This is a genomic window from Robinsoniella peoriensis (assembly GCF_000797495.1).
Taxonomy (GTDB): domain Bacteria; phylum Bacillota; class Clostridia; order Lachnospirales; family Lachnospiraceae; genus Robinsoniella; species Robinsoniella peoriensis.
This window is the reverse complement of the sequence record NZ_JTGN01000001.1, coordinates 379,441-404,919: the sequence shown is the minus strand read 5'-3', so window position 1 is coordinate 404,919 and position 25,479 is coordinate 379,441. Positions and strand designations below refer to the sequence as shown.

The 25,479-nt window shown below is 41.1% G+C and carries 17 protein-coding genes; 15 read left to right on the top strand and 2 right to left on the bottom strand.

Annotated features, from left to right (window positions below; genetic code table 11):
- Nucleotides 1-6 precede the first annotated feature (6 nt).
- The 5 genes from hemZ (at nt 7) to QR40_RS29390 (ending at nt 9,461) form a co-directional block, all read left to right on the top strand.
- On the top strand, nt 7-1,479 hold the full coding sequence (gene hemZ, locus QR40_RS01715; RefSeq protein ID WP_044293075.1) for a coproporphyrinogen dehydrogenase HemZ: 1,473 nt from the start codon (nt 7-9) through the stop codon (nt 1,477-1,479).
- Nucleotides 1,476-2,090, top strand: a complete 615-nt coding sequence (locus tag QR40_RS01710) for an HD-GYP domain-containing protein (protein ID WP_044289295.1) — start codon at nt 1,476-1,478, stop codon at nt 2,088-2,090. Before hemZ ends, QR40_RS01710 begins: the two co-directional genes overlap by 4 nt.
- On the top strand, nt 2,087-3,331 hold the full coding sequence (gene hisS, locus QR40_RS01705; RefSeq protein WP_044293074.1) for a histidine--tRNA ligase: 1,245 nt from the start codon (nt 2,087-2,089) through the stop codon (nt 3,329-3,331). The genes QR40_RS01710 and hisS overlap by 4 nt, the downstream gene beginning before the upstream one ends.
- A 66-nt stretch (nt 3,332-3,397) precedes the next feature.
- Complete coding sequence (gene aspS, locus QR40_RS01700) at nt 3,398-5,206, top strand: aspartate--tRNA ligase (RefSeq protein WP_044293072.1); 1,809 nt, start codon at nt 3,398-3,400, stop codon at nt 5,204-5,206.
- Between the two features lie 364 nt (nt 5,207-5,570).
- A complete protein-coding gene (locus QR40_RS29390; protein WP_052430651.1) occupies nt 5,571-9,461 on the top strand; it encodes a leucine-rich repeat protein in 3,891 nt (1,296 codons plus the stop codon).
- Between the two features lie 48 nt (nt 9,462-9,509).
- On the opposite strand, the gene QR40_RS01685 is transcribed toward QR40_RS29390, so the two are convergent.
- Both QR40_RS01685 and QR40_RS01680 read right to left on the bottom strand, forming a co-directional pair.
- Nucleotides 9,510-10,616: a hypothetical protein gene (locus QR40_RS01685; RefSeq protein WP_044293070.1), complete on the bottom strand. Its 1,107-nt coding sequence runs from the start codon at nt 10,614-10,616 to the stop codon at nt 9,510-9,512.
- Nucleotides 10,617-10,627: 11 nt separating this feature from the next.
- Entirely contained in the window at nt 10,628-10,897 is a 270-nt protein-coding gene (locus tag QR40_RS01680) for a DUF1294 domain-containing protein (RefSeq protein ID WP_027293597.1), read from the bottom strand.
- Nucleotides 10,898-11,074: 177 nt separating this feature from the next.
- On the opposite strand from QR40_RS01680, the gene glyA reads away from it, so the two are divergent.
- From glyA to QR40_RS01630, 10 genes are all read left to right on the top strand, one after another.
- On the top strand, nt 11,075-12,313 hold the full coding sequence (glyA, locus tag QR40_RS01675) for a serine hydroxymethyltransferase (RefSeq protein WP_027293598.1): 1,239 nt from the start codon (nt 11,075-11,077) through the stop codon (nt 12,311-12,313).
- Between the two features lie 146 nt (nt 12,314-12,459).
- Nucleotides 12,460-13,959, top strand: a complete 1,500-nt coding sequence (locus QR40_RS01670; protein WP_044293069.1) for an efflux RND transporter periplasmic adaptor subunit — start codon at nt 12,460-12,462, stop codon at nt 13,957-13,959.
- 17 nt (nt 13,960-13,976) lie between these two features.
- Nucleotides 13,977-14,666: an ABC transporter ATP-binding protein gene (locus QR40_RS01665; RefSeq protein ID WP_044293067.1), complete on the top strand. Its 690-nt coding sequence runs from the start codon at nt 13,977-13,979 to the stop codon at nt 14,664-14,666.
- On the top strand, nt 14,663-16,837 hold the full coding sequence (locus QR40_RS01660; protein WP_044293065.1) for a Cna B-type domain-containing protein: 2,175 nt from the start codon (nt 14,663-14,665) through the stop codon (nt 16,835-16,837). Before QR40_RS01665 ends, QR40_RS01660 begins: the two co-directional genes overlap by 4 nt.
- An 11-nt stretch (nt 16,838-16,848) precedes the next feature.
- Nucleotides 16,849-18,108 (top strand): ABC transporter permease, encoded by a 1,260-nt coding sequence (locus tag QR40_RS01655; RefSeq protein ID WP_027293601.1) that lies wholly within the window; start codon nt 16,849-16,851, stop codon nt 18,106-18,108.
- A gap of 275 nt (nt 18,109-18,383) precedes the next feature.
- Nucleotides 18,384-19,127 carry a 30S ribosomal protein S2 gene (rpsB, locus tag QR40_RS01650; protein WP_027293602.1) on the top strand — a complete coding sequence of 248 codons (744 nt, stop codon included), beginning with the start codon at nt 18,384-18,386 and terminating at the stop codon, nt 19,125-19,127.
- A 171-nt stretch (nt 19,128-19,298) separates the two neighbouring features.
- Nucleotides 19,299-20,231: a translation elongation factor Ts gene (gene tsf / locus QR40_RS01645; protein WP_027293603.1), complete on the top strand. Its 933-nt coding sequence runs from the start codon at nt 19,299-19,301 to the stop codon at nt 20,229-20,231.
- 589 nt (nt 20,232-20,820) lie between these two features.
- Nucleotides 20,821-22,173, top strand: coding sequence for a sensor histidine kinase (locus QR40_RS01640; RefSeq protein ID WP_044293063.1), 1,353 nt, complete (start codon nt 20,821-20,823; stop codon nt 22,171-22,173).
- Nucleotides 22,154-22,957: a response regulator gene (locus QR40_RS01635; protein ID WP_027293605.1), complete on the top strand. Its 804-nt coding sequence runs from the start codon at nt 22,154-22,156 to the stop codon at nt 22,955-22,957. The genes QR40_RS01640 and QR40_RS01635 overlap by 20 nt, the downstream gene beginning before the upstream one ends.
- A gap of 245 nt (nt 22,958-23,202) precedes the next feature.
- Nucleotides 23,203-25,467 carry an InlB B-repeat-containing protein gene (locus QR40_RS01630; RefSeq protein WP_044293060.1) on the top strand — a complete coding sequence of 755 codons (2,265 nt, stop codon included), beginning with the start codon at nt 23,203-23,205 and terminating at the stop codon, nt 25,465-25,467.
- The last annotated feature ends 12 nt before the right edge of the window (nt 25,468-25,479 follow it).

Sequence of the window (25,479 nt, the reverse complement as noted above, 5' to 3'; positions counted from 1 at the left end):
AAAATGATGATTGCAGTACAATTGAATAAGAGAGATTTCGAATATGATATCCATTCACTGGTGAGAGCATTCTATCCGGGGGTGGATGTACCTGTCTATTACGGGGAAGATCTGGTGGAAGGGTCTTTTGATTTTTATATCATGATTTCCTACAGTGACACCGGCATTGCCATAACATTTTATGGACCGGATCGGGAAAAGCTGGATGGACGAAGCATTCAGCTGGATTATTATGCCAATCGTAAGGAAACAAAGAACCGGCTGAAACGCCTGCTTTATGAAATGCTTAGAGAACGTTCGGGTCAGGAACTGCCCTGGGGGACGTTGACAGGCATTCGCCCTACGAAGATTCCAATGGCTCTGTTAGAACAGGGACTTAAGAATACTGAGATAGCGGATTATATGCGCAATACATATTATTGCAGCAATGAAAAAACCTCACTGAGTGTTATGATTGCAAACCGGGAAAGCTATATTTTAAAGGATATAAATTATAAAAATGGTTATAGTCTATATATAGGAATTCCATTTTGCCCCAGTATCTGTCTCTATTGTTCGTTTAGTTCCAGCCCGCTGTCAGTGTGGAAGCATAAAGTGGACGCTTATCTTGACGCACTTTGTAAGGAGATGGAGTTTGCTGCAAAGCTCTATAAAAACCGTGAACTCAATACGATTTATATAGGGGGAGGAACACCTACGACTTTGGAACCGGAACAGATAGAGCGTCTTATGAATAAGATTGAATCCTGTTTTGATATCAGTAAAATCCAGGAGTACACGGTGGAAGCCGGAAGGCCTGACAGTATTACAATGGAAAAGTTAGAGGCGATACGCAGACATCCGGTTACCAGGATTTCGATAAATCCTCAGACGATGAATGATAAGACGCTGGATATTATAGGCAGGCGCCATACGGTGGCGCAGACCAAAGAAGCATTTGCTCTGGCACGGGATGCAGGATTTGATAATATTAACATGGATTTGATTGTAGGACTTCCAGGTGAAGGTAAATCTGAGGTGGAGCATACACTTCAGGAAGTAGTGGAGATGGATCCGGAAAGTATTACAGTCCATTCCCTTGCAGTGAAACGCGCGGCAAGGCTGAACATGTTTAGAGATCAGTATAAAGAGATGACATTTACGAATAATCAGGAAATTATGGACATGACATCTGATTATGTGAGCAAAAGCGGACTGACACCTTATTACCTGTACCGACAGAAGAATATGGCGGGAAATTTTGAAAATGTGGGTTATGCTAAGCCGGATAAAGCAGGTATTTACAATATTCTGATTATGGAAGAAAAACAGAGTATTCTGGCATTGGGGGCGGGAGCAGCTACCAAACTTGTGCCGGATGAGGAACATATTGAACGCATAGAAAATGTAAAAGATATTAAAGGTTATATCGAACGTATTGATGAAATGATAGAACGGAAGCGAAAAGGCTTCTTACTATACGAAGGGGAATTGGAATGACAGAAACTCGTAAACAACGAACATGTCACATCATACAAATAGATCTTGCAAAGGAAATTGCACATGGAATGTGTGTCAGTAATCTGGCCAGCCGTGTGTCCAGAGAACTGGGCCTTTGTGAGGAAGATTGCCATGAGATGGCAATTGCCGGTTTTCTCCATGATATAGGTAAGATGGAACTTGCAAAATATATCTATGGACGGGAAGAAGAAACCTTAACGGTTGAAGAGATGCGGTATGTTCGTACACACTCTACGCTCAGTTATGCTATTTTGCATAAAGAGGGTTATTCCATGAAAGTTTTGGACAGTATTCTGTATCATCACGAAAACTATGATGGTACTGGATATCCATCCAATCTGGCAGAGGAAGAGATCCCTATAGGAGCAAGGATCTTAAGAGTGTGCGATGTCTTTGCGGCTTTAACTTCCGACCGTCCATACCGCAGGTCTTTTGAAATGGATGCTGCTGTGGAATTGATGATTGCGGAAGTAAAGAATTTCGATATGAAAATATTCCTTGCATTTTTAAGAGTCATACATCAAGATGGGATAGAAGAAATATTAGACAAAGAAAATATAGAGATTGAAATAGAGGAGGACTTGTCATGATTACACAGGCACCCAGAGGAGTACAGGATTGGTACGGAGAAGAGATGCACAAGCGTACCCTGGTAGAAAAAATAGCAAGAGATTTAGCCAAAACGTATCATATATCTGAAATTATTACCCCTGTGTTCGAGCATACTGTGTTGTTCCAGCGTGGAGTTGGGGAAACGACAGACGTAGTACAAAAAGAGATGTATACCTTTTTAGATAAAGGTGACCGCAGCATTACTTTAAAGCCGGAGGGCACCTCCCCGGTTATGAGAGCTTACCTGGAGCACAACATGTACGCACAGCCTGCACCTACAAAATTATTTTATGTGACACCGGCATTTCGTTATGAAAAACCTCAAAGCGGCAGACTCAGACAGCATCACCAGTTCGGAGTGGAATTTGTAGGATCCAAAAGTCCATTGGCAGAAGTCGAAGTGATTACACTGGTATCTACCCTGATTCGTAAATTAGGATTATCCGATGCAAAGCTTCATATTAACAGTATCGGCTGCAAGGATTGCCGTAAAACTTATAATGATGCCCTCCTTGCGTACTTAAAAGAACATGAAGAACAGCTATGTCCCACCTGTCGTGAGAGAATGCTGAAAAATCCCCTTCGTGTGCTGGACTGTAAAGTGGATACCTGTAAAACGATTGTGGACAAGGCACCTAGAACAATTGAATATCTGGATGAGGAGTGCAGAGAGCACTTTGAGGAATTACAGGCACTATTAGATGAATTGAACGTGCCCTACGAAATAGATACAGGAATTGTCAGAGGGCTGGACTACTATACAAAAACTGTTTTTGAATTTGTAAATTCGGAAGGTTTTACACTCTGCGGAGGCGGACGTTATGACGGACTGATTCATGAAATCGATGAGAAGCAGGATATTCCTTCGGTAGGATTTGGAATGGGGATCGAACGAATTTTATACTTCCTGGAAAAAGAAGGTGTTCAGCTCCCGTCAGAAGATTCGGTTGAATTATATGTGGGAATTCTGGGAAAAGAAGCGAAAGCAAAGGCATATAAGCTTGTAAATGAAATCAGAAGCCACGGAATTATCGTGGAAACAGACTATATGGACCGCAGCGTGAAAGCCCAGATGAAATATGCGAACAAAATCGGAGCAAAGAAAACGGTGGTCATCGGTTCTGACGAGCTTGAAAAAGGTGTGGCAAGGGTAAAAGATATGGAAACCGGGGAACAGACAGAAGTGGCATTAACGGATATTCCGGGATTATTTGTTTAGAGCGTGTATAATAAAAGTAACAAAGTGGATTTTAAATGTCCGCTTTGATGATGGAGGATAAGAGAAATGGCAGAATCAATGAAAGGCCTTAAGAGAACACACAGATGTGCGGAGGTTACAAAGTCCGACATTAGTACCGAGATCATTGCAATGGGATGGGTACAGAAAAGGAGAAATCTTGGAAGTCTGATCTTTGTGGATCTGAGAGACCGCTCCGGGATACTTCAGATCGTGTTTGATGAAAATGATATTGGAACAGAGGGATTTGAGAAAGCAGGAAAACTGCGCAGTGAATTTGTAATTGCAGTAAAAGGAATTCTGGAAAACCGTTCCGGAGCTGTAAATGAACATCTGGCAACAGGAGAATGGGAGCTTCGCGCTACGGAACTTCGTATTCTTTCTGAATCTGATACACCGCCTTTCCCGGTAGAGGAAAATATCCAGACAAAAGATGAACTTCGTTTAAAATACCGATATTTAGACCTTAGAAGACCAAATCTTCAGAGAAACCTGATGCTAAGAAGTAAGGTGGCTACTTCTGTACGAACTTTCCTTGCGGAAGAAGGCTTCCTGGAAATTGAAACTCCGATTTTAATAAATAGTACCCCGGAAGGTGCTCGTGATTACCTGGTTCCAAGCCGTGTGCATCCCGGTAATTTCTATGCTCTTCCACAGTCACCCCAGTTATTTAAGCAGCTGCTGATGTGTTCCGGTTTTGACCGCTACTTCCAGATTGCAAAATGTTTCCGTGATGAGGATTTAAGGGCGGACAGACAGCCGGAATTTACACAGATCGATATGGAGATGTCTTTTGTAGACATAGATGATGTAATTGAAGTCAACGAAAGACTGTTAGCTAAGATCTTCAAGGAAGCTATCGGTATTGATGTGCCACTTCCGATTCCGAGAATGACATGGCAGGATGCAATGGATCGTTATGGGTCCGATAAACCGGATATCCGTTTTGGTATGGAATTAAAAGATATATCAGAAGTTGTAAAGGACTGCGGATTTGTAGTATTTAAAGGAGCCCTTGATAATGGCGGAAGTGTACGCGGCATTAATGCGAAAGGGCAGGGAAGCATGCCTCGTAAGAAAATAGATGCACTTGTTGAATTTGCCAAAGGCTATGGCGCCAAAGGTCTTGCCTACCTGGTGATCAATCCGGATGGCACTTTTAAGTCCTCCTTTGCGAAATTTATGTCAGAAGAGGAATTAAAAGCAATCGTTGCAGCAATGGGTGGAGAACCTGGGGATTTACTGCTGTTTGCGGCGGATAAGAATAAGGTTGTCTGGGATGTATTAGGAAATCTTCGCCTTGAGATTGCAAAAAATATGGGAATTCTCTCTAAGGATGATTATAAGTTCCTCTGGGTAACGGAGTTTCCGCTTCTGGAGTGGTCAGAAGAACAGCAGCGTTTTGCAGCTATGCATCATCCATTTACCATGCCGATGGAAGAAGATTTAGATAAGATCGATACAGATCCTGGTGCAGTCAGAGCGAAAGCATACGATATCGTACTTAACGGTACCGAGCTCGGAGGCGGCAGTGTCCGAATCTTCCAGAATGATGTTCAGGCAAAAATGTTTGAAGTTCTGGGATTCACAAAAGAACAGGCAGAGGAGCGTTTCGGATACCTGTTAAATGCATTTAAATACGGAGTTCCACCCCACGCAGGACTGGCTTATGGACTGGACAGGCTGATCATGCTGATGACAAAAGAAGACAGCATCCGTGAAGTGATTGCATTCCCGAAAGTGAAGGATGCGTCCTGCCTGATGACAGGAGCACCGGGGGTTGTAGATGAGAAGCAGTTAGATGAATTAGAACTGAAAATAGTAGCGGCTCAGGAAGAAGAAAAAGAATCAGAGTAAAATTGAATGATAGAAATATTATATATGAGCTATCCGGACTGTCATCCGGATAGTTCTTTTTTTACGGTAATGGGAGATATCAAGGAACTATGTCAATATAACCGGGGATGCCGTTTGCACTACAATTGTTGTAAATCAGGAAGTTGCGGCAGATTGTAGTGTGTTTAATTGTAAACCAGAAGAAGTATTTGATAATAAATTGTAAATGGTTATAGAATTTTCAGGGAATTGTGCTATAATTTTTAATATAGAAGTGTGATGAGAATTTGATTTAATATAAATTATCAAATATTTATGCTTCGATAGGTACAAAAATTAAATAAAAACAGAGATTGTGTATACGATCAGAAAAGGAGCGTGAGCTATGAAACGATGGAAACAAGGTAAACGTATTATGAGCATTCTGCTTTGTGCGTCACTTATTTCTACGTCCGGCATTACTGCATTAGCGGATAATGATGAATTGCAGAATGAGACAGGGCAGGCAGCTAATGTGGGAGCAGTCAAAGGAAATGATCTTCGCAGAGAGGAAACACAAGAGAAAAATAAAGCAGACAATAAAAAGGAGACTGAAGACCTGACAGAGCCAGAAGCAGGGGAAATAACAGAGGAACCGGGGATTTCGGCAGATATCCAGACAGAAGAGCCTGAAGCGGCAGTTACGGAAGAAATACCGGAAACAGAGGATATAGCCCTGACGGAAGAAACGGATACAACCGCTGTGGACCAGCCTGAAACTCAAACACAGACTGTCGGCAATGAATCGTTGGATTTAAAGTCGGAAGAAGCACTGAATAAAGAGATTGGTTCAGGACAATATGATGATATATATTTAAAGAAAAACTGGGAATATATTTTTAACAAAGAAGAAGATAAAGTGATTTTGACAAAGTATAAAGGTGCCGATGTTAATGTATTTGTGCCATCAAATGTTCAAATTAATAATAACGAATATGGAGTAATTATAAGAAAAGCACAATTTCAATTTGATGACGAGGAAATTGAAGATTATTATGCGGGCGCTTTTTGCGGCAACAAGGAGATAAAGACCGTACAGTTTGATAACGGTGTTAATATTGAAGACAATGATTTGTCATATGCATTCTACGGATGTACCGGATTGACGGATGTAAGCGGTATACCTGTGAATACCAAAAAGATGCAGGGGGCATTTGAAAAATGCAGCAGTCTTGTTCAGGCACCTGTTATTCCGGATGGTGTGACTGAAATAGATGGTATTTTCAGAGACTGCGCAAATCTGAAACAGATTACAACAATACCGGCAGGAGTCACAAATATTGATTCTGCGTTCTACGGCTGTAAAAGCTTAGAACAGACCCCTCAATTGCCGGCTGGAATTGTCAGCCTGAAAGATACATTCAGAGGGTGTACAAGTTTAACCAAAGCGCCTGTTATTCCGAATACGGTTACAAATCTTGACGCAGCATTTGATGGATGCAGCAGTTTAAGCGAGGCACCTGTGATACCAGACCATGTTGTGAGTATGGTTGCAACTTTCAGTGGATGTGTAAAATTAGTAAAAGCTCCGGTTATCCCATCCAGTGTCGTTTATCTGAATAATACCTTCAGCCAATGTACAAGTCTGGTTGAGATACCGGAAATTAAAAATGGAGTAGTGGATATGCAGTATGCATTTGAAGGCTGTACCAGTTTGATAAAAGCTCCTGTGCTACCAGACAGTGTAATATATCTTCAAAATGCATTTAAGGGCTGTACCAATCTTGTACAGGCTCCTGCTATACCGGATGGTGTTATCGATATGAGAAGCACTTTCGAAGATTGTAGTAAACTACAGGGAGAAATGGTTTTGTCCGGAAATCCGCGGGATTATTATAACAATGAAGGCAAATTAATTCATGGGAACCAGAACTGTTTCCTGAATGCAGCCAAAGGCGGCAGTGGATTGATCGTAAATTACACGGCGGATTGTAAAAATATTGATCAGATTATTGCAACCAGGGGTGCAGGGAACAATAAGGTAACGAAAGGGAAGCTGGTTACCGTTCCAAGTACCGGAAGATACCAGCTTTACTTTGATGCGAATGGCGGTACGGTGAATCCGGACAGAAAGTCCGTGAAAACCGGTGACAAGTATGGGGAGCTTCCAACACCCGTAAAAACAGGTTATCATTTTGCCGGATGGAGTACGGATAAGATTGGATCGCAAATTGTTACCTCTGAGACGGTTTACAGTTTAAAAGAAGACCAGAAATTATTTGCAGTCTGGAGATACGAGAATTTTTCAAGTAAATGGAATTATGATGTAAATGAAAAGACGAAGACGATTACCGTGCGTAAATATATTGGAAGCGATGCCACGGTCGTTGTTCCTGACAAAATAAAACTCAGCAATACAGATTATGCGATCGTGGTAGGTAAAACCGGGGATCGGGCAAAAAACGGGGTATTTAGTAAAAACAGGCTGATTGCATCCATTCAGTTTGAGAGTGGAGTTAAGTTTGAAGATAATAATATGCAATATGCCTTTGCAGAATGCAGCGGGCTGAAGACAGTATCCGGAATACCGGACAGTGTAGTAAATTTAAAAGGTGTATTTCAGGATTGTACCAGTCTGGAAAAATTTTATGATCTGCCCCAGAATAAAAATATTAAAGATATCAGCAGTGCATTTACCAGATGTACAGCGCTCAAAGAAGTAGAAAATTTACCACAGGGTGCCACTGATTTATCTCAGATTTTCTCAGGATGTATTAATCTGCTGGAGATCCCTGAGCTGCCGTCAAAAGCAGAGAATATATCCGGAGCTTTCGAGGACTGCAGAAGTATAACGAAGGCACCGTCTATCCCATCCAGTGTGAAGGACTTAAGATTTGCGTTTTCCGGCTGCAGTAATTTAACAAAAGCACCATCCATACCTTCCGGTGTGACAAATATGGAGGCGACATTTTCAGGATGTGTAAGCATTACAAAAGCTCCAAAAATACCATCAGGTGTTACCAATTTAGAAGAGACTTTCCGTGGCTGTAAAAAGTTAAAGAACGCACCGGTACTTCCGGAAAAAATAAAGAATCTTTATTACACTTTTGAGGGATGTTCCAGCTTGGAGGATGCCCCGAAGATTCCGGCAACGGTAAGAAATTTATCAAATACATTCAGCGGATGTGAAAGTTTAAAGAAGGCTCCGACTATACCAAAGGGGGTAACTTCTCTGCATGAAACATTCTATAATTGTAAAAGTTTAACAAAGACACCATCCATACCAAATGGAGTAAAAGAGATGTACAGCACTTTCCAGGGCTGCAGTTCCTTAAAAACAGCAACCGAGATTCCGGATTCCGTAACCTCTATGCGTTATACATTTTCTGGTTGCAGTAAATTAACCCAGGTCTATGCCATTTCAAATAATGTTCAGGATATGATGGGAACATTTACTTATTGTACCAGTTTACGTCAGGCTCCGGATATACCAAAGAGTGTAAATAACATGATCAATACCTTTAAAGAGTGTGTAAATCTGCAGGGTAAAATGATCATTAATGCAGATCTGAGAAAACCGATCTTTGAAGATGGAGCTTATGGAGGCGATGATGAAATCGATGGCTTAGAGGCTTACTTCCAGACTTTCTACAATGCAGGAATTAATGGCTCAGGCTTAACTCTGGATTACGGAAAGAACTGTAAGAACATCAGCAAAATCGTAGCTTCAAAAGGCAGTGGTAACAATAAGGTGAAGAAGGGCAAAAAGGTAACCATACCTTCAAAAATGAATTATGAAGTTAAGTTTAATGGTAATGGTGGTAAGTCTGGTAAGGCATCTAAGACCATTAAATACGGATCATTCTATGGAACACTGCCATCTGCTAAACGAGCAGGATATGAGTTTAAAGGCTGGTATACCAAGAAAAAGGGCGGAAGTAAAATTACTTCTGACAAAAAGATTAAGTCGGCAAAGAACCGCACCGTCTATGCCCAGTGGACAAAGGTTAAAGTGAAAAAAGTATCTGGGATCAGCTTATCCAGTACAACGAAGACCCGGATGGTTGTATCCACAAAAGAGGTAAAGGGAGCAAAGGGCTATCAGATTTTATATGCAGCAAATTCTTCCTTTACAAAAGGCAAAAAATCTTTGAATACGGGATTGCTGAACAAGACTGTTAAGAAGCTGAAAAGCGGCAGAAAGTATTATGTAAAGGTGCGTGCGTATAAAGAAGACTCTACCGGAAAGCGTATTTACGGATCTTACAGTAAAGCCGCAGCGGTAAAAGTAAAATAAATAAAAAACGGAAACTGCATCTGCATGTAGTTTCCGTTTTTTATTACATTATGAATTTTCTTCACTTTCCGGCTGGCTGAATGCGGAAAGTGCAGCGCTGATATCTCCAAGAAGGGCATCAGAAAAGCCGTCATTCAGCTGAAGAACCCAGCTTGACCCGTCATTTGCCAGCTTTAAGTCTATATTTTTGGTAATTGCCTGTTTATTAGCTTTTAACGCTTCTAAAAGATACTTGGAGGTCTTGTCCGACAACTCCGAATCCGTTGCTCTTATTGCAGCGGTTGTATTGGCATATTTCATAAGAAGATCCCGGTATGTATGAAGTACACTTTCCAAGTCCAGACTGGTAATATCCACATTGACAGTTGCATAATTTTCGTCCTGCGTGGAAGTGTGTATCTTATAATCAAAATATTTTTCGATCTGGTCTGCCAATGCAAGGTCGATTTCCGGATAGAGAGCATTTCCAGTAGCGAAAATATCTTCCATTCCCAGATACTGTATCCAACCCTTTGCATCCAGTTTTTTAAAGCTCTCCATGTATATGGATAGAACTTCTTCCGGTGTAATCAGGTAAGGGTTTTTTAACTGGGAAACAAAACCGCTGACCAGGGCATCTTCTAATTCAGGTGAATTATCGATAGACCAGTTATCATCGTTTTTGGTAAGTGGGATTTCTGCAGTTGTAGTGATAAGGTCATAGCTGTTCTTGGATAGAAAATTGTGTAATAAAGTGAAGTAGGGAGTTAAACCGGAGATTTCCTGGGATTCGTTCTCTAAGGAAGCACTTTGGGCAATGAGGGCTTTGCAAAGATCCTTGGCCAGTGCATTTGTATCAAGATTTTTGATTTCGACGGCAACAGTCGCATGATCGCCGTCAATTTTTGTCGATTTAATTTTGTAAGTGAAGTTCTTGAAAAATAATTTAATGGATTCGGTTGCTTCCGGGCTGATTGCTTCAGAGCTGGAGTGAGTATGTATCATGTCTTCATAGGAAATGAAAGACTTAATTGTATTTTCATCCAGATGCTGGATCAGATTAAGTTCTTTTTTTACGGTTTTTTTGGGTGCACTGTCCGTACAGCCTGAGAGCGGAACAAATATCACACATAAAAAAAGTACAGACAATAACAATCTGATGGAATATTTCTTCATGGGAGTCTCCTTTAAAAAATAAAATAGTAACTAACGAATCCGGCTGCCTGTAAAATTAATATAGCAGGGATTCCTATAACAAATGATCTGTGTTTTGTCTTATGTCTAAAAAAATACATACCGCACAGAGAACCGGTACTTCCGCCAACCAGAGCAATGAGGAATAGTGTCCGTTCCTTTATGCGCCATTTGCCGCGCCTTGCTTTGCTCTTATCCAGACCCATGGAAAGGAAACCAATAAGATTGATCAGAATAAGATAAAATGTTGTAATTGAGTACATGTGAAATCCTTTCGACAGTATTTGACAAATTTAGTAATAAGTTTCATCTCATACTGAATCTGTGTCATCTACTATAGTTTATACGAAAAAGGGCAGATTGTCAAACCTCTTGACAATTTTTGAAAAAACCGATATATTAATACTGCAATGTGTTAAAATATCTTAGGAGGATTGAATATGTATTCACTGGATGAAGTAAGGTCAGTAGACCCAGAGGTAGCGTCGGCAATCGAAGCAGAACAGGATCGGCAAAACAGCCATATAGAGTTGATAGCATCTGAAAACTGGGTTAGTAAAGCAGTAATGGCGGCAATGGGAAGCCCGCTGACAAACAAATATGCAGAAGGGTATCCGGGTAAGCGTTATTATGGCGGATGCGAATGTGTGGATGTTGTTGAAACTCTGGCCATAGAAAGAGCAAAAGAGATTTTTGGATGTACTTATGCAAATGTTCAGCCCCATTCCGGAGCACAGGCTAATATGGCTGTATTTTTTGCAATGTTAAAGCCAGGAGATACCGTGATGGGAATGAATCTTGCACACGGCGGACATCTGACACATGGAAGTCCGGCTAATATGTCCGGAGCTTATTTTAATGCGGTTCCTTATGGGGTAAATGATGAAGGCTTTATCGATTATGAAGAAGTAAGAAGAATTGCCCTGGAATCAAAACCGAAAATGATCGTTGCAGGTGCAAGCGCATATGCAAGAACCATCGACTTTAAGAAATTCCGGGAGATTGCAGATGAAGTAAATGCATATCTGATGGTCGATATGGCACATATTGCAGGACTGGTAGCAGCCGGAGTTCATCCAAGCCCAATCCCATACGCTGACGTTGTAACAACGACAACCCATAAGACACTTCGCGGACCACGTGGTGGTTTGATCTTATGCAGTGAAGAAACAGCAAAAAAATTCAACTTCAATAAAGCAGTATTTCCAGGAATTCAGGGAGGACCTCTGATGCACGTGATTGCAGCAAAAGCAGTCTGCTTTAAAGAAGCATTATCCGATGAATATAAAGAATATCAGAAAAATATTGTTAAGAATGCCCAGGCACTGAGCAAAGGTCTGATGAGCCGTGGTATTAAGATTGTATCCGGAGGTACAGATAATCACCTGATGCTGGTTGATTTATCCGTTCTTGGACAGACCGGAAAAGCAGTTGAGAAAATTTTAGACAGCGTTAATATCACCTGCAATAAGAATACAATTCCAAATGATCCCCAGTCGGCATTTGTAACAAGCGGTGTAAGACTTGGAACACCTGCAGTAACAGCCAGAGGTATGGTAGAAGCTGATATGGATATCATTGCTGAAGCTATTGCAATGATGCTTCAGTCACCGGAAGAAAACCATGATAAAGCATTGGCACTTGTACAGAGCCTGACCGAAAAATATCCATTATCATAGATTAATTAGAAACCACTTTTTCCTGAACAGGCAGTAAATCAGGAAAAGGTGGTTTTTGAATTTTATGTGAATTTAATGAATTCTTAATGACACGCTTAGTGGCAGGTGGTATAATCAACATTATTATGGATTTATGGAGGAAAACGATGGATAAGAAGAAAAAGAAACTTATAATTGTTATAGCAGTTATCCTTGTCTTGGCAGTAATAGGTTTAGCGATATGGTTTTTCAAATTCAGAGGGACAGGCTCAGCTTCAGGTAAGAATGTCGTATATGTGGATTCCGTGGCAAATCTTGCCGGTCTATCCAGCGGGGATGGTTTGAACGGGAGATATTCCGGTGTTGTAGAACCCCAGGAAACCTGGAAAATTGAAGTTTCTCAGGATAAGAAAATAAAAGAAATCTATGTAGAAGAGGGGCAGGAGGTTAAAGTAGGGGATAAGTTATTTACCTATGATACCCAGGACTCTGAAGATACCCTGAATCAGTCTCAGATTGATCTTGAACGTATTCAGTCTGATATAGATACGGCTAATAATAATATTGCTGAGCTGGAGAAGGAGAAAAAGGAAGCTGGTGCAGATGAACAGCTGAGCTATACAACACAGATCCAGACAGCCCAGAACTCTGTAAAGCGGTCAGAGTATGAAAAGAAAACGAAAGCAGTGGAAATTGAAAATCTGAAAAAGACCATTGCAAATGCGGATGTACTCAGTGAAATCGGCGGAGTTGTAAAGTCCATTAATAAGGATGGTACTGCAACAACGAGTACCGGCGAAGCAGAACCATTTATGACGGTACTGGCTACCGGGGATTACCGTGTAAAAGGAAAAGTCAATGAACAGAATATGTCTTCCATAATTGAAGGCAATCCGGTTATTATCCGTTCCAGAGTGGATGAGGATAAAACTTGGAAGGGAACACTAACGTCAGTAGAAACAGACAAGCCGGAATCCAGCCAGAACAGTATGTATATGAGCAGTGGAAGTTCTGAGACATCTTCCAGCAATTATCCATTTTATGTAATTCTGGATTCAGCTGATGGTTTAATGCTGGGTCAGCACGTTTATATCGAAATGGATAATGGTCAGGAAGATCATAAAGATGGAATCTGGCTGGACAGCTACTATCTGGTCATGGATGAAGAAAAACCGGAAGAAGCCTATGTATGGGCAGCAGACTCCAAAGATAAACTGGAAAAACGAAAAGTAACTCTTGGAGAATTTGATGAGGATCTTCAGAAATATCAGATTACAGAGGGACTGACTGCGGAAGATTACATTGCTTATCCGGATGATACGATAGAAGCAGGGGCTCCGGTAACCAGAAATATTAACGATCTGTCAGGACAGAATGATTCAGATGAAGGCAGCGGCGGCGGAGCAGAAGATCTTCAGGGCGGTGAAGGTGTAATGCCAGGAGGAAGCATGGATGGCGGAATGGATGCAGGAAATGGCGTATCCGGCAGCATGGATGTTCAGGAGATTAATGGCAGCGACGAAGGCGGCGAAGCAGAGATTGCGCCAGGTGATGATGATGGAGCTGATGATGCAATGGATGAAAATGACGTTGAAGGAAGTGTAGTATCGCCGGGACCTGTAACGATTGAAGGTGATGGTTCTGCGCCGGCTTCAGCAGGCAATTAAGAAATGGAGGCAACAAAGTGATTCTTGAGTTAGATCATATCTATAAAGATTATATTCAGGGCAAAATGGTTGTCCCGGTATTAAAGGATGTTTGCCTTCATGTAGAAAAAGGTGAATATGTTGCAATTATGGGTCCTTCCGGTTCCGGAAAATCAACGCTTATGAATATTGTCGGTTGTCTTGACAAGCCGACAAAAGGAACATTTTTGCTGGATGGACAGGATGTACTGGGACTAAAAGAGGAATCTGTATCGGATGTGCGTTTAAAGAGCGTAGGATTTGTATTTCAGACCTTTCAGCTGCTTCCAAGGCAGAGTGCTCTTGAAAATGTAGCATTACCGTTGATTTACGCAGGCGTGCATAAGAAAGAACGTTTGAAGAGAGCGGCACAGGCACTGGAAAGAGTTGGGCTGGAAGATCGTATAGAGTTCAAACCCACGCAGCTCTCCGGCGGACAGAAGCAGAGGGTGGCAATCGCCAGAGCTTTGGTAAATAATCCGAAGATAATCCTGGCAGATGAGCCTACAGGCGCTTTGGACTCCAGATCCAGCAAACAGGTAATGGAGTTATTTGAAAAGCTAAATGAGGAAGGGGTAACAGTTGTTATGATTACCCATGACCCGGGGATTGCACAGTGTGCAAAAAGGACGGTATATATATTTGACGGAGAACTCTCTGAAAGCAATCCAAAGGAGGTTACCAAGTGAAAAAAATTACCATAGCAGGTATCTGTATTGCTTCTGTCCTTGTAGTTGGTGCCGCCGGGTTTGGTGTGTTTAAAGTAGTAAAATCAGGTGGTGATCCGGTAGAGGTCATTCCGGTTTCTCAGTTTCAGGGAATGGGTATGATGGGAGACGGAAGCACGCTATATGCCAATATAGTATCTGATATTAGTCAGGAAGTACATCTGGCTTCCGATCAGATTGTAAATGAGGTATATGTAAAAGAAGGCGATAAAGTCAAGGTAGGGGATAAGCTTTTGTCTTATGATACAACCCTTATGGAACTGAATCTGGAGATGTATGAACTGGATGGAAAGACACTGGATTTAAAAATACAGGGATCGAAAAATGACCTGGAAAAATTGAAAAAGGTGACACCTCTTCCGAATTCAGCTAAGGCAAATCACAATATACCAAATCAGGGTCCCAGTGATGATTCCGATGACGATGACGATGACGGACCGGGAGATGAAGCAAGGGCAATCCTGACAGAAAATTTTGTTACAGCATCTATGAGTCAGATGCAGGGCAGCACAAATGATACAGACAGTACCGGGAATACTGGCGATACCAGTACGCCGGATACCAAATCAAGTGAAAGCGGAGACAGTACGGATGTTCCGGAAACAAAACCAACAGACAGCCAGGAGCCGGCAACAGAGACAAATCAGCAAACGGAGACACCATCGACAGATGCTCCGGCTGAGTTAAACAGCATTATTGTGAATATCGGCTGGGATCATGGTACCAATGCATTGGCTGATTACCCTTCCGGGGTAAAAGTTACTTTGATGAATGGTGATAAACAAGCAGATGTAAAAACATTAACGGCTGATAATAAATGGAGTGCAACGTTTACAAACTTAGATCCATCCGGAACTTATTCGGTTAAAGGAGAAGAGGTAGCTGAGTATTCGTTGATTATGAAAGAAAAGCCGGCTGGAACATTTACCTTGAATTATCATTACAATGAACCGGCAGATTCACCCGCAGCAACAATTAAACCTTATGATATTCTGGATTACAAATCAGAGCCATATAAGGGAGAAGGAACAAAGAAAAATCCCTATGTATTCTTCTGTAAGGACGGTACGGTAGTCAAAGGTTCCTTTATTAATAAAATGCTGGGATTTGATGAAAAGGGTGAAAAATCCATCCGAAGCGGATATCACGCGAAATTAGAAATACGTGAGGCAGATTCTCTGACAGGAGGATTTATTAAATCCATTGGCTTTGACGGAACGATCAAGGTCACCCATGGTTATGCGCCGGGAACTTCCTGGGTATTTACCAGTGATGGAATCAAAAAGCAGGAAACCGATATCAATGATCCTCCTAAAGACGATGATAAAAACGGCAATTGGGGAGATCCGGGAGATGTTGACTGGAGTGATCCGGGAGATTTTGATGAAGGCTATACCGAAGACGAATTAAAACAGGCAATTAAGGAAAAAGAAGCAGAGATCCGGAAACTGGAACTGGATAAAAGAGAATCCAGTCTGAAGATTGAAAAGTCCAGAAGAGAAGTAAATGAGGCAACCATATCATCTACAATCAACGGCGTTGTAAAAAGCGTTGGTGATCCAAATGTTGGAGAAGTTGACGGAAAAGCTTTCGTTGTAATCACCAGTGATGAAGGACTGTATGTAAAAGGGGCAATCAGTGAACTGAACCTGGATACAATTAAAAAAGGCGATATTGTCCAGGGAATGGGTAATGAAAGCGGGATTAGTTTTGCAGCTACGATTACAGAAATATCTCCTTATCCTGAGGATTCCAACAGCTATGGTTTTGGTGAAGGAAACTCTAATTCCTCATACTATCCATTTACGGCTTATATTGAATCAGCAGATGGTTTGAGCAATAATGAATCTGCCCAGATCACAATCAGCGGCGGTTCGGGAAATGCAAATACCATTTATTTATATAAGGCTTATGTAAGAACAGAAAACGGGCAGAGCTACGTTTACAAGGTAGACGAGAATAACCGTTTGAAGCAGCAGTTTGTAAAGACAGGTAAAACATTATTTTCACAGTACATTGAAATTAAAGAAGGTTTAACCAACGAAGATAAGATCTCATTCCCATATGGTAAAAATGTTAAGAACGGTGCAAAAGTAAAAGATGCTGATGACACCAGTGAAATGATGTACTAGGAGGTGGAACAGTGTTAGAGAATATACGATTGTCCTTTCAGGGCATCTGGTCACATAAGATGAGGTCATTTTTAACCATGCTGGGTATCATCATTGGTATCGCATCTATTATATCCATTGTTTCCACAATCCAGGGAACCAATGAGCAGATTAAAAAGAACCTGATTGGCGGGGGTAATAATACCGTTACGGTAAGCTTAAGCCAGGGTGACTGGGATGATTATTCCCTGTCCGATTACGACGCCCTTCCTAAGGGTGTGCCAGTAATTTCGGAAGAGACGAAAAAAGAAATAAGTGATATAAGCGGCGTTGAAAAAGTATCATTATATACAAGAAGAGCGTATGCAGATGGAATCTACCATCAGAATACCAGTTTGGACGGAGGCGGAGTCTACGGAGTTGATTTGGATTACTTCGCCACCTGCGGTTACATAATGAAAACGGGACGCCCATTCTTAGAAGAAGATTACAAAAATTTTCGTAAAGTAGCAATCCTGGATGAGTCGGCGGCTACAAGCCTGTTTCAGGATGAAGATCCGCTTGGAAAAACCATAGAAATAAAAGGTGAGCCATTCACCGTAGTTGGTGTGGTGGTTAAGAGTGATCAATTTGAACCTGTTATAAATTCTATGGAGGACTATAGCAACTATAAAGGAAATGAAGCAAGTGGTATTGTTTACCTTACGACTTCATCATGGTGTATTCCATATCAGTATGACGAGCCTCAGAATATAGTAATGAAGGCAGAAAATACGGATGACATGAGCAGTATTGGTAAGAAGTGTGCCGACATTGTAAATGCGTCCGTTACCAATACAGATAATATTAAATACAAAGCTTCCGATGTTTTGCAGATTGCAAAGGAAAAAGAAGAGCTGAGTGCCGCAACAAATAACCAGCTCCTGTGGATTGCAAGTATTTCACTTCTGGTTGGTGGTATCGGTGTAATGAATATTATGTTGGTATCTGTTACGGAACGTACCAGTGAAATTGGATTAAAGAAAGCAATCGGTGCCAAGAAAAAGAGTATTTTAGGACAGTTCTTAACGGAAGCAGCGGTGTTGACCAGTCTTGGAGGAATTATAGGTGTTATTGCAGGAATTATACTTGCCCAGGCGATTTCCAAGATATCGCAGATTCCAGTGGCAATCAGTGTTCCGGCAATAATTGGCTCAGTTATTTTCTCGATGCTGATCGGAATCATCTTTGGTCTGCTGCCATCTGTAAAAGCGGCGAAGCTGAATCCCATCGATGCGCTGCGTCATGAATAAGTTTTATTAAAGCAGATCTCTTTAAAGCAGTATGTGTAAAATAAAAAGCACTGCTGCTTTGGAGGGATTTTTTTCGTTATATGCAAAATCCCAGAACATATTACAAAATATTTCGAATTATTCGAAAAAGTCCTTGCTTTTCGCTGCCATAATATGCTATACTACATAGGCAAAAAATAACACACGTGCATGGATTCCGAAGACGGTGCCGAATGTCCGGTTTTGGAGGAAGAGTGAAATGCACGGAGGATTTTAACCAAAAAGGAGAAAAAAACATGAGCGTAATTTCAATGAAACAGTTACTCGAAGCAGGTGTTCACTTTGGACATCAGACAAGAAGATGGAACCCTAAAATGGCTCCGTACATTTACACAGAAAGAAACGGTATCTACATCATCGACTTACAGAAATCTGTAGGTATGGTAGACACAGCATACAAGGCAGTTTCTGACATCGCAGCAGAAGGCGGCACAATCTTGTTCGTAGGAACAAAGAAACAGGCTCAGGACGCTGTTAAAAGCGAAGCTGAACGTTGTAACATGTACTTTGTAAATGAAAGATGGTTAGGCGGTATGCTTACAAACTTCAAAACCATCCAGAGCAGAATTAACCGTTTAAAAGAAATTGAAACAATGCAGGAAGATGGAACATTTGATGTTCTTCCGAAAAAAGAAGTTATCGCATTAAAGAAAGAATTAGATAAATTACAGAAGAATCTGGGCGGCATCAAAGATATGAAGAAGATCCCGGATGCAATCTTCGTAGTAGATCCTAAGAAAGAAAGAATCTGTGTGCAGGAAGCTCATACACTGGGAATTCCGTTAATCGGTATTGCAGATACAAACTGTGATCCTGAAGAACTTGATTTCGTTATCCCGGGTAATGATGATGCAATCAGAGCTGTAAAATTAATCGTTTCTAAAATGGCAGATGCTGTTATTGAAGCAAACCAGGGTGCAGAAGCAGATGTTGCTGAAGAATTCATGGATGCAGAAGCTGAAACAGAAGTAGAAGCATAAGCGATAATCATAGAAAACGGAGAATGCGCACTAATTTAGTGCGCACTTTCTTAAGTAAAGTAGAATTTTAAAATAGAAACTAATGTAATTATGCAGTTATTTTCAATTGAATTGAATATTAACGCAAATGATAGTTACAATAATAAATACAAATTCAGGAGGAAGAATAAAATGGCTATTACCGCAGGAATGGTAAAAGAATTAAGAGAAACGACAGGCGCTGGTATGATGGATTGTAAAAAAGCGCTTACAGCAACTGAAGGCGATATGGACAAAGCTGTTGAGTTCTTAAGAGAAAAAGGACTTGCTACTGCTCAGAAAAAAGCAGGAAGAATCGCAGCAGAAGGTCTTTGTAAAGTTCTTGTATCTGATGATGATAAGAAAGCAGTTGTAGTTGAAGTTAATGCTGAGACAGACTTCGTAGCAAAGAATGAAAAATTCCAGGCATACGTTGCAGAAGTAGCAGCACAGGCTATGGTTACAGATGCAGCAGATATCGAAGCATTCATGGAAGAACCTTGGAAAGCTGATACTACAAAGACTGTTAAAGAAGAATTAGCAGGACAGATCGCAGTAATCGGCGAAAACATGAACATCAGAAGATTTAAACAGGTTACAGAAGAAAACGGATTCGTGGCATCTTACACACATATGGGTGGAAAGATCGGCGTTTTAGTAGATGTTGAAACAGATGTTGTTAACGATGATATTAAAGAAATGGCTAAAAACGTAGCTATGCAGGCTGCAGCTTTAAAACCTGTATATACATGCAGAGATGAAGTAGACCAGGAATACATCGAAAAAGAAAAAGAAATTTTAACTGTTCAGGCTAAAAATGAAAAACCGGATGCGAATGACAAGATCATCAGCGGAATGGTAATGGGACGTATTAACAAAGAATTAAAAGAAATCTGCTTATTAGATCAGATCTATGTAAAAGCAGAAGACGGAAAACAGAACGTAAAAGCATATGTGGATTCTGTTGCAAAAGCTAACAATGCTAAAATTACAATCAAGAGCTTTGTTCGTTTCGAAACTGGCGAAGGTATCGAAAAGAAACAGGAAGATTTTGCTGCTGAAGTTGCAAAGCAGATGGGTAACTAAATCATTTTTTAGAGTGATATAAGACTATAAAAATAGCGTATTTTCACGTTTTTTCCTGATTTTGCAAGTGATATAAACGATTGCAGGATATCACAAAATATCATGGTATTTTGGGTAAAAATCAGGTGGGCGATTGGGTAGAGAGATTTACCCAACCTCTTAATGCAAAGATTACTTGTTGTTTAAAATAGTAGGGAAAACGTGAATGAAGGAAAGGGTATGTTGTGAAAGCAATGTACCCTTTATTTTCATGTAATAAGAAAGTTTGACTTGCGTTGAATTCATCGTCATCAAGGTCGTGACGCGGATGTAATAGATATTATATCTCTTCATAATGGTCCACCCCCCTAACTCATCATGACTGAGCCCAGGGGAGTTGAAGTGCCGGAGACACTATTTATTTTTACAGAACTTTCTGAATCAGAATACCATCCGGTCATTCTGATTAAAGATCATACATATCAATTTTTGCAAAGATCATACATATCAATTTCTTTACATTTTTTTTAACAGATGCTAAAATAACTTCATTGATTTATTGAGAAAATTAATATCATATTAGGAGCGTTTATAGTAAAGGAGTATTTCTATGAACATACAAGTAGTTGTGAATACCGCGCTGCAGACTTTTGGAGGGCTGATTTCTTTAATCATAATACTATGTCTGGTTGTTTATCGTGAAAAGCAAAGCCGACTGGACAAATTGTACATAGAGATGCTGCTGTGTAACATTTTCCTGCAGATTGCAAATATATCTTCCTGGCTGTTTGACGGATGGCAGGGGATAGGGGGAGAATTGCTGGTCCGTTCTTCCAATCTGTTTATGTTCTTGTTTTCTTTCCTGCTGATTGGTACGTTTATCAATTATTTTACGGCATATATCGGGGAACGGGGCGGAGCAGCAACCAGAGAAGCCCAGACATGCTGGTTAATTATTGGCGTAGGAATTGTTTTATTGCTCATATCCCAGTTTGTGCCGCTGTATTACTTCATCGATGGGATTAATGTTTATCATCGGGGAAATTTCTACTGGCTTTCCAATGCCATAGGCATGGCGGCTATGCTTCCCGGCATTTGGATGGTGATAAAGTTTAGGCATATTCTGAACATTAAGGAAAAAATCGCTTTTTCTGCATATTATGTTTTGCCTCTGGCAGCTGCTGGCAGCCATATTTTTATTTACGGTGCAGTATCTCTCCACGTGGTTAACACTCTGGTTGCAGTCAGTATTTATATCTTGATTCAGGCAGAGCAGGCCAATCAGCTTAGTGAAAAGGAATTGGAGATCGAAAGAATTCACACCGCTATTATGGAGAAAGAACTGGAATTGCAAAAGAGCCGCATTTCCATTATGCTTTCCCAGATACAGCCACATTTTTTGTATAATTCATTGACCGGAATCAAAGATTTGTGTGATACGGAACCGGAGATGGCATCTAAAGCACTGGAGCATTTTGCATATTTTTTACGGGGGAATCTGGACTCGCTGGCAGACACCAGACTAATTCCTTTCAGAAAAGAAATCGAGCATGTGAAAGATTATTTATATTTGGAAAAAATACGTTTTGAAGAAAAACTAAATGTAGAATGGGCATTGGAATATATGGATTTCCGACTGCCGCCCCTGACTTTGCAGCCGATTGTTGAGAATGCCGTGCGTTATGGCATTACCAAAAAGAAAGGAGGAGGCACCTTGGTGATACAAAGCCGCAAAATTGGAAATGATGTGGTTATTGATATTACGGATGACGGTGTAGGATTTGATGTGTATGAAACAAAGACAGACGGACGAACCCATGTCGGCATCGATAATGTACGGGATCGCCTGGCCATGCAGTGTGAAGGCTCACTCTTGATTGAAAGTGAGCGTGGAGCCGGTACCAAAGCGAAAATTATTTTACCACAGAAGGAGACAGAGGCATATGAAAATAATTGCCGTTGATGATGAACGCCGGGCATTAAATAGCTTTATCAAGGTGCTGCGGGAGACAGAGCCGGACGCAGATGTTACGCCGTTTACAGAAGCGGATGCGGCCTTTGCGTTTCTTGCAGACAACAAAGTAGATATTGCCTTTTTGGATATTGAATTGGATGGTTACAGTGGATTGGCGCTGGCTGAAAAATGTAAAGCCCTCTGCCCACAGGTTAACATTATTTTTGTAACCGGCTATTCCAAATACACGATGGAGGCTCTTAGACTTCATGCCAGCGGTTATTTGATGAAACCTGTCCGGGCAGAAGAACTGCGGGTAGAGCTGAATAATCTGCGGCATCCCGTCTCAATTAAAACAGCGCCCCTGATACGGGTACAGACATTTGGCAGTTTTGAAGTTTTTGCCGGGGAAAAACCGCTGAAATTCCGCTATACAAAAACAAAAGAACTTTTTGCATATCTGGTGGATCGCAAAGGTGCCAGTGCAAATACAGGAGAACTGTGTGCGATATTGTGGGAAGATAAAGAAGATACCCCTGCTATGCGCAGCCAGTTCCGCAATCTGATTTCAGATCTTATGAAGACTCTGGGGAATATCAATGCCGGTGATATCGTTATAAAGACCAGAAATAGTTTTGCTGTGGATACTGAGAAAATTGATTGTGATTTTTACCATTTGCTCAACCATAAAGAAGCAGCATTTAAGCTGTATATGGGACAATATATGACCCAGTATTCATGGGCAGAAACAACCGTTGGATATCTGGAGAACCGGATAAAAAAGATAATGTAAATCTATTGTAAAATTGCATATCAGTTTATTTAAAGTAAAACCCCCGAATGGATCATAATTCGGGGGTTTTGCTTGCGGTTTGCTTGCGGAAGCTGTTTTATAATAGATTTAGCAATCGGCATTTTAAAAGCGTGCAATCGGACGATATAAAAAATGAGATGCAATCAGATTGGAAAAAGATATATATCTGATATAGCTGCTATTCAAATGGTGATTTTACAAAATAGAAAAAAGGAGATGGTGAAATGATTAAAAAAAATAGAAAAAGGAGCATTGCATTTCTGACGGCAGTTATTATAATGGTGGCAATTTTCCCTTTAACAGCATTTGCTGCGGGATTATCTTCTTATTCAATCAGTGCCGGAAGTGTAAAGAACTGTAATTTTCCTTCTCACTGGGCGGGGGATGTGTTTACCTTTACTCCAAGTGTGACAGGATATTATCGTTTTTACTCCTACAGCAATACGGAAGGTGATCCATATTTTTATCTGACGAATTCCAGCGGTTACAATTCAGTGTACAATGCTCTTGCGAGTACCGGGTATAGGAATGATACCGCCAGGGATAACAGCCTCGTATATAATGATGACAGTGGCGGTGGAAGGGATTTTAGTCTGTCATATTTATGTTATGCAGGACAGACTTACTATTGCTTTGCATCAAAATACAGTTCCGCTCAAACTACATACAATTTTCTTATTGATGGCCCTAGTTATAATACGGTAACATTAAATAAAAATGGAGGATCAGGAGGATCGAACTACTATTACAACAATGTTGCATACTGGCTGTATACAAATTCCTCATCTTCCACCAATTATATTACCCCGCCCACCAGGTCCGGTTACACTTTTACCGGATTTTATAATCAAACATCTGGCGGAACCCGGATGATTGACAGCAACGGCTACATCCGAAGCGGCAATTACAATGGAACCTTGTATGCCCAGTGGCAGCAAAATGTGTATACACTTACTTTTAACAATCAGGGAGTTGCAAATACCACGGCTACGGTAACCAGCGGAGCTTCTCTTCCGGGTTCAGTTACCCCGCCTAAAAGAGACGGTTATGACTTTACTGGATATTACACTGCGTCCTCAGGGGGAAACCAGTATTATACCAGCACAGGTGCACGAAACACAGCCACGGCCATGTCAGGAAATCTTACCTTGTATGCCCGCTGGATACCAAAACAGTTCAACATTACTTATGAGGGAATGAGTGGAGCGGCTTATGGTTCCAGTAAGCCTGGCACGCATACTTATGGGCAGGCAACCACTGTTTCAGATCCAACTAAAACTGAGCACACCTTTATGGGCTGGTCCGTTAACGGACAAAATACGCTGAACCGAAATCTGGTGTTGGGTGCAACTTCCTACACAAATAATATTACACTGACAGCAAACTGGAAAAAACAAACGGATGTATCAATTGAGGATACAGTGGATTTGCAGGCCAATACCTCGGAAAATAAAGCAGATCTAAACAAAGTCTTTGAAAATCCTGTTACCGATGCTGCTGCGGGAGTGACTTCAGATGAAATGTCAAACAATGCATCTGTGAAACTGACCCTCAAGGTAACAAATACCGTTGGCAGTCCTGCGGGAGAGACACAAATCAAAGAGGCAGCCCAGGGAGAGATCGTGAAGTTTTTCGATGCAAAAGTGGAAAAAACCATTACATCTCTGAGTGGGACACCGACAACAACGACCCTGAAAGAAATACCGGTGCGGATTGCAGTTTCCATTCCGCTTACCGGAGAGTTGGCAGATAAGGCCAGTTATTCGGTTTTCCGTTATCACACTTTCATGGATAAAAACAATCCGGTTGAGGAGATTCATCAGATCAGCAGTGATCCAAGAGACAGTGAGTACTATACTATAGAAAATGGAAATCTCATTGTTTATACCCGGATGTTTTCCACCTTTGCCATTGCTGCAGGAGAAAAGGTTATGACTCCGTCTCCTTCCTACAACGGTAATATGGCTGATGCCACTTCTGACATTGATGTCCAGGGACGTATTTCACAAAAAGGTCTGGAGGCAGTCTACAAAATGGATATTTCATGGGGAAGTATGGTGTTTGATTTTACCATAGCAAAAGAGTGGGATCCTTATAACCATATGTATACCGGAGCTTCCTACAAATGGTCGGATGAGAGTTTTCTGAATGGAAACAACAAAATCACAACCACAAATCACTCTAACGCAGATGTTTTTGCAAACTTTACCATAGTGAAGGAGACAGGGCAGCTGGAGGGAGTGGATGTAAAGTTTAAAGCTGTTAATGCTGACACCAGTGATGCAGTAAACCCGTATTATATTCCCAAAGTTGCAGCAGAAAATGCAACGCCATCCAGTGTTGATACATATCTTTGGTTGTCAGGTACACCACAAAATCTTCCGGGAGGAACACCGGCAACCGGGCAGGAAACAACGATTACTAAAGTGGGTGTAATCACTATGACAGTTACACCGGATGAAAGCGGCGGGTTGACTCCCAAGAGCTAAAAGGATTTACTA